The sequence below is a fragment of the Streptomyces sp. P5F9 genome (assembly GCF_057961495.1).
In genome coordinates this window covers 1-6,017 of sequence record NZ_JBXVPZ010000543.1, presented here as the reverse complement: position 1 = coordinate 6,017, position 6,017 = coordinate 1, and the positions used below count along the sequence as shown (strand labels likewise).

Here is a 6,017-nt window from a genome sequence, read left to right as displayed (position 1 = left end):
GGCGAGCGGGACCGCGGGCCAGGCGGCGGGGCGATCGGCGAGCAGGACCGCGGGCCGGACGGCAGACGAGGCGGCGGAGCGATCGGCAAGCGGGACCGCGGGCCGGGCCGCAAGCGGGACCGCGGGCCGGACAGAGCGGGCCGTGTCCTTCGCGGGGGCGGTCAAGTCCTTCGGCGCGGTGCGTGCCGTGGACGGTGTGGACCTGGAGATCGGGCGCGGCGAGACGGTCGCGCTGCTCGGCCGCAACGGCGCGGGCAAGTCGACGACGATCTCCCTGCTGCTCGGGCTGAACGCGCCCGACGCCGGCACGGTCGAACTCTTCGGCGCCGCCCCGGAGTCGGCCGTACGGAACGGCCTGGTCGGGGCGATGCTCCAGGAGGCCCGGGCGGTGCCCCGGGTCACCGTCGGCGAGCTGGTCGCCTTCGTCGCCCGGCGTTATCCGAAGCCGATGCCCGTCGCGCAGGCCCTGGAGCTGGCCGGTATCGGTGAGCTGGCCGGGCGGCGGGTGGACCGGCTGTCGGGCGGGCAGACACAGCGCGTGCGGTTCGCCGTAGCGCTGGCCGGGAACCCGTCGCTGATCGTGCTCGACGAGCCGACCGCGGCGCTGGACGTGGAGGCGCGGCACGCGTTCTGGCAGTCGATGCGGGCCTTCGCCCGGCGCGGGCACACCGTGCTGTTCTCCACGCACTATCTGGAGGAGGCGGACGCGCACGCCGACCGGATCGTCGTCATCGACCGCGGCCGGATCGTCGCGGACGGCACCGGCGAACAGCTCAAGCGGGCGGCCGGCGGCAGTCTCGTCTCCTTCGACCTGGCCGGCCGCGCCACCGACGACCTGGCCCTGCTGCCCGGCGTACGGTCCCTCGAAGTCCGCGGCGACCGCGCCCTGTTGCGCACCGACGACTCGGACGCGACCGTGATCGCCCTCGCCGCGCGCAACGCGATCCGCGGCCTGGAGGTCACGCCGGCGTCCCTGGACGACGCGTTCCTGGCCCTGACGACACACGAATTGGAGACGGTGTGATGCTCGACTACCTGCGCCTCGAAGTACGCCGGACCCTGCGCGACATCGGCTTCGTGATCGGCGGTATCGCGATGCCCGTGATGATGTACCTGCTGTTCACGAACCTCGGCGGTGACGACAGCGGCTACAAGGCCACGGCGATGGTCGGCATGGCCGCCTACGGCGCGGTCGGCTCCGCGCTCAACACCGGTGGCGGGGTCGCCGAGGACCGGGCGATCGGCTGGCTGCGGCAGTTGCGGGTGACGCCGATGACCCCGCGCCAGGTCGTGCTCGGCCGGGCGCTGACCGGTTCGGTGACCGTGCTGCCCGCGATCGTCGCGGTGCTCGCGGCGGGCGGTCTGGTGAACGGCGTACGGCTGGACGCCTGGCAGTGGGCGGCGATCGCGCTGCTGCTGTGGCTCGGCTCGATCCCCTTCACCCTGCTCGGTCTCGGCAACGGCTACGGGCTCACCTCCCAGACCACCGGCGTCGCCAACATGGCCTGCAACCTGGGGCTCGCGGTGATCGGCGGCCTGTGGTTCCCGATCAGCCTCTTCCCCGGCTGGCTGCGCGCGGTCTCCCACTACACCCCGACCAACCGCTTCGCCGAGCTCGGCACCTCCGTCGCCGACGGGCACGCCCCGGCACTCGCCGCGATCGTGGTGCTGACCGCTTGGCTGCTCGCGTTCGGTTCGTACGCTGTGCTGGCGTACCGCCGGACCGGGCGGACCGTGTGACCGGGGGAGCGAGAGAGATGTCCTGGATGCGAGGGATCACCTGCCAGGTACGCGCCTGGCGGGCGGCGCGGGCCGACTGGAAGGCCGACATGGAGCGGTTCAAGGCCGCCCAGAAGGAGGCCCGCAGGACCGGCGCGAAGATGCCCGACCAGCCCGGACCGCCGCCCACCGGCTTCGCGCTGCTGCCGTGGCTGCTGATGGGAATGGGCTCCTTCTCCAACCTCCTCCAGGGCAAGACCGCCAACCCCTGGATCGGCGGCCTGGGCCTGCTCGCCTTCAACTCCCTCTACATCTACGTCGTGTTCCGCGCCTTCGTGAAGGACAAGCGCGAGTCGGTCTCGACCCGGGTGGCGCTCGGCGTGATGTGCGTGATCACCTGCGGCCTGGCCGCGGGCTACGGCGGCAGCTGGCTGTACTTCTTCCCGCTGCTCGGCCTCGCCACCGGCGCCGTACTGCGCGGCCCGTGGCTCGGCAAGACCGGCATCGCGCTGGCCGCGCTGGCGGGTGCCGTCTCCGGCATCCGAGCGGGCACGGACGCCATCAACATCGCCTACGGCACGTTCCTGTCGACGATGGTGACCGCGGCGATCCTCTCCCTCTCCGAGGCCGTACGCGAACTGCGCGCCGCCCGCGAGGAGTTGGCCCGCCGCGCGGTCGAGAAGGAGCGGATGCGGTTCTCCCGCGATCTGCACGACCTGCTCGGGCACACCCTCTCGGTGATCGTCGTGAAGTCGGAGGCGGCCCGGCGCCTCGCACCCCGCGACATGGAGGCCGCGCTCGGCCAGATCACCGACATCGAGGCCGTGGGCCGGCAGGCGCTCACCGAGATCCGCGAGGCGGTCACCGGTTACCGCGAGGGCAGCCTCGCCACCGAGCTGGACCGCGCCCGCTCCGCCCTGTCCGCCGCCGACATCGACCCGGTCGTCCGCCGATCAGGCCCACTCCTGACCCCACAGAACGAGGCCCTGCTGGGCTGGGTGGTCCGCGAGGCGGTCACCAATGTCGTACGGCACAGCGGCGCGACCCGGTGCGAGATCACGTTCGACGGGGTCCTGGACCGCGTCCGCCTGACGATCGCGGACGACGGTCCCGGGGACGGGGGCTCCCCTGCGACCGGCCCCGCCGAGGGCATCGGCGGGACCGGTCTGAAGGGCCTGACGGAACGCCTCGCGGTGGCGGGCGGCTCCTTGCGGGCCGGCCCGTCACCACGCGGCGGCTTCACGGTCACCGCCGAACTCCCGGTGGAGGCAGTGGAGTTGACGCCATCCGTCGTGACTGCTTCTGGGTCTACGGCGCCCAGGGAGCCGTGACGGCCCAGCTCACGTCGTCCGTCCACGAGGTGGCGCTGTCGAAGGCGTTGGAGCCGCCGTCGCTCGCGATGTAGACGTTGTAGTTGTAGTGCCGGAGATATCTGGTCGGGTAGTTGTACGACGCGAACGAGGTGCCCGTGCCGCTCTTGCCGGTCGAGGCACAGAACGTGGCGTCCTGTCTGAACTGCGTTGTCCCGACCATGGGTTGGCGGTAGAGCTGGTAGTTGTAGTGCCGCAGGAAGTCGCCCGGATAGTTCCGTGACTCGAACGAGTAGCAGGAGCTGTCGGCGAGTCCCCTGCGGACGATCCAGGTGGCGTCGCCCTTGTCGAGCGCCGCGCTGCTGGACGTGATGGCCGAGAGGACCGCCGCGTTGTTCTGGTGGCGGATGTAGTCGCCGGTGCAGCACGAGGTGGTCGCGCGCAGCGAGATCTCCGAACCGGCCGCCAGCGTCCCGGTGGTGCCGGTCGAGCCGCCGTAGCCGACGGACACGATGTTCGCCTGTACGGAGTTGTCGGCGGCGTCGGTCGGGATGCCGGCGGTCATGACGCCCTCGAAGAACGAACCGATGGAGCCGTTGCTGTTGTCCCCGCCGGTACCCAGGACGATCGCGCCTTCCTGATGCATGGGCGAGTAACCGCTCGTGGTGGGTTCACCCCCGGAATAGGAGGTCGTGAGACTCCCCGACTGCGCGTTTCCGGATTTCAGCGCGAAATGGTTCTGACCGTTGTTCTTCAGCAAAGCGGTGACGAACGGTATCGCCCCGGTGCCGGTGTTCGCCGTGTTCTTGCTGTACCCGGAGTCCGACTGGAACAGCCCGTTCTCCAGGTCGGCCTGCACCCAGGGACCCCCGCCGTAGCAGGGCGAGAACCAGCACTCCGTACCGAAGTTGATCGCGTCCATGTGACCGTTGCCGGTGTCCTGGTTGTTGGTCTCCGCGTTGCCGTAGTCGAAGCAGCAGCTGCCGTTGACGTGGGTGCCGGACGTCACCATGTACATCCCCTCGGCGGCACCGTTGGTCGCCACGCCCGAGGTGGAGTTGTCGCGGTAGCCCATGCCGGCCGAGATCTCCAGGCCGTAGACCTGATGCCCGCCGGCGGTCACCGGCAGCGCGTCCGCGGGCGCCCCGACATCGGCGACACCGGCCCCGCCCGCGCCCTCGATCGTGAGGTCGTTGTGGCGCGCGGACTGGTCGTAGATCTTGGTGATGACGCAGGTCGTACCGGCACAGAACGAGTCCTGCGCCGCCGCGTTGGCATACCCGCCGGCCGCCAGCAGGCCGATGTTCGCGGTGGCGCTGTCGGAGGCCCGCCGCACTTGGTACAGCGAGCCGTTGTACGACGAGTAGAGCGCCCTGACGAGACTGTGCGCGGCGACGCAGGGCGTGCCGGCGGTGGCGTAGATGTCGCACGGCAGCGAGGTGGCGGCCGACGCCTGCGGCACGCCGACGGCCAGCGCGAGGACGGTCACGAGGGCGGACAGCGCGGCGAGGGTGGCGTTTCTCAGCCGGCGCGGCCGGGTGCGGAGGAATCTCAGGAACACGGTGCACCTCTTCTGTTGCGGGTAGGGCGGTGCGGGTGGTCAGTGCGGGTGGAGCGGGCTGTTCGGAGGTGAAGCGCGGGTGGGGCGGGGTGCTTGGAGTTGCGGCGCGAGCGGTTGGTCGATATACCGAACCTCGTTCGATCGATATACCGAACCCATTCGCGATCGAAATGTCGAACCGTCGAGAGTTTGTCGAAAGGTTTCCGAAATCGGCCCGGCATCCGGAAATTCCGAGGTGATTGCAGAATGCCGAGGCGATTGTTTGCCCGCAGCCCGGGACCGTCAAGACTCGCGGACGCGAACAATGAAGAGTTTTTGACAACCGCCCCGGGTCTCCCCGGGCCTTACTCTTGCCCCGTGGATGAGATGCCCCGGGACCACCGGCCCGCCAAGTCCGTCAGAGTGCTGCTCGCCGAGGACCAGGGCATGATGCGCGGCGCCCTCGCCCTGCTGCTCGGCATGGAGGCGGACCTGGAGGTCGTCGCCCAGGTCGGAAGGGGTGACACGATCGTGGACGCGGCCCTCACCCACCGCCCCGACGTCGCCCTCCTCGACATCGAACTCCCCGGCATGAGCGGCCTGGACGCCGCCGCCGAACTCCGCGAACAGGCCCCGGACTGCCGGGTGTTGATCCTCACGACCTTCGGCCGCCCCGGTTATCTGCGCCGGGCGATGGAGGCGGGCGCGGCCGGCTTCCTGGTGAAGGACGGCCCGGTGGAGGACCTCGCCGCCGCGATCCGCCGCGCCCTCACCGGCGAGACGGTCATCGACCCGGCGCTCGCCGCCGCCGCGCTGAGCGCGGGCCCCAATCCACTCACCGCCCGCGAGTGCGACGTCCTCAAGGCCTCGGTGGACGGCGCGACGGTCTCCGACATCGCCACGAAGCTCCACCTCTCCGAGTCCACCGTCCGCAACTACCTCTCCTCTGCGATCGGCAAAACAGGAACCCGCAACCGCATGGAGGCCATGCGGTTGCGGGTTCCTGTTTTGCCGATCGCAGAGGAGAGGTAGCCCTACGCTCCGGTCCCCCGGCGGAACAACGCCGTCCAGAGGAAGTCCTCCCCGAAGCTGGACGACGCGTCCGGCTCATCCCGCATCCGACGCAGCTCGACCACCTCCAACTCCCCGAATATCCACCGCAGTTCATCAGGCGTGTAGGCCAACCCGCCCTGAAGCCCGGAGCCGCGGTACAGCTCCGCATCGGGCAGCTCGGAACCCATCCCACCGGCGGCGAAGCACGTGAGCGCGAAGTGGCCGCCGGGGGCGAGGACTTGGTCCAGCAGGGCGAGGTAGCTGATGCGCCGGTGCGGGGGCAGATGGTGAAAACAGCCGGAGTCGTAGACGAGGTCGTAGGGGCCGGGGAGTTGGGTACCGGCGAGGGCGAAGGCGTCCCCGCAGTGAAAGCGAACCTGGGGGGCCTCCCCCTC

At 70.4% G+C, this 6,017-nt stretch carries 6 protein-coding genes; 4 read left to right on the top strand and 2 right to left on the bottom strand.

Annotation, left to right across the window (positions count from 1 at the left end; translation table 11 throughout):
• The first annotated feature begins 142 nt into the window (after positions 1-142).
• Genes AC31A1_RS45060 through AC31A1_RS45050 form a run of 3 tightly spaced genes read left to right on the top strand, consistent with a single transcriptional unit; the run spans position 143 to position 3,050 of the window.
• The gene (locus AC31A1_RS45060; protein WP_489658873.1) at positions 143-1,024 is read left to right on the top strand and encodes an ABC transporter ATP-binding protein; all 882 of its coding nucleotides are present in this window, start codon (positions 143-145) and stop codon (positions 1,022-1,024) included.
• Positions 1,024-1,740, top strand: a complete 717-nt coding sequence (locus tag AC31A1_RS45055) for an ABC transporter permease (RefSeq protein ID WP_489658871.1) — start codon at positions 1,024-1,026, stop codon at positions 1,738-1,740. The genes AC31A1_RS45060 and AC31A1_RS45055 overlap by 1 nt, the downstream gene beginning before the upstream one ends.
• Positions 1,741-1,757: 17 nt before the next feature.
• Positions 1,758-3,050, top strand: coding sequence for a sensor histidine kinase (locus tag AC31A1_RS45050; protein ID WP_489658870.1), 1,293 nt, complete (start codon positions 1,758-1,760; stop codon positions 3,048-3,050).
• Here the strand turns inward: AC31A1_RS45050 and AC31A1_RS45045 are convergent.
• Positions 3,028-4,590: an alpha-L-arabinofuranosidase B gene (locus AC31A1_RS45045; protein WP_489658869.1), complete on the bottom strand. Its 1,563-nt coding sequence runs from the start codon at positions 4,588-4,590 to the stop codon at positions 3,028-3,030. The genes AC31A1_RS45050 and AC31A1_RS45045 overlap by 23 nt on opposite strands.
• Positions 4,591-4,956: 366 nt before the next feature.
• Between AC31A1_RS45045 and AC31A1_RS45040 the strand changes: the two genes are divergently transcribed.
• Entirely contained in the window at positions 4,957-5,601 is a 645-nt protein-coding gene (locus AC31A1_RS45040) for a response regulator transcription factor (RefSeq protein WP_489658872.1), read from the top strand.
• Positions 5,602-5,603: 2 nt separating this feature from the next.
• Here the strand turns inward: AC31A1_RS45040 and AC31A1_RS45035 are convergent.
• Positions 5,604-6,017: class I SAM-dependent methyltransferase (locus AC31A1_RS45035; protein ID WP_489658868.1), on the bottom strand; the 414-nt coding region annotated here is incomplete at its 5' end.

Coding starts and splice junctions, on each gene's coding strand:
- AC31A1_RS45055 (WP_489658871.1), top strand. CDS start 1,024: ATGCTCGACTACCTGCGCCTCGAAGTACGCCGGACCCTGCGCGACATC.
- AC31A1_RS45050 (WP_489658870.1), top strand. CDS start 1,758: ATGTCCTGGATGCGAGGGATCACCTGCCAGGTACGCGCCTGGCGGGCG.
- AC31A1_RS45040 (WP_489658872.1), top strand. CDS start 4,957: ATGCCCCGGGACCACCGGCCCGCCAAGTCCGTCAGAGTGCTGCTCGCC.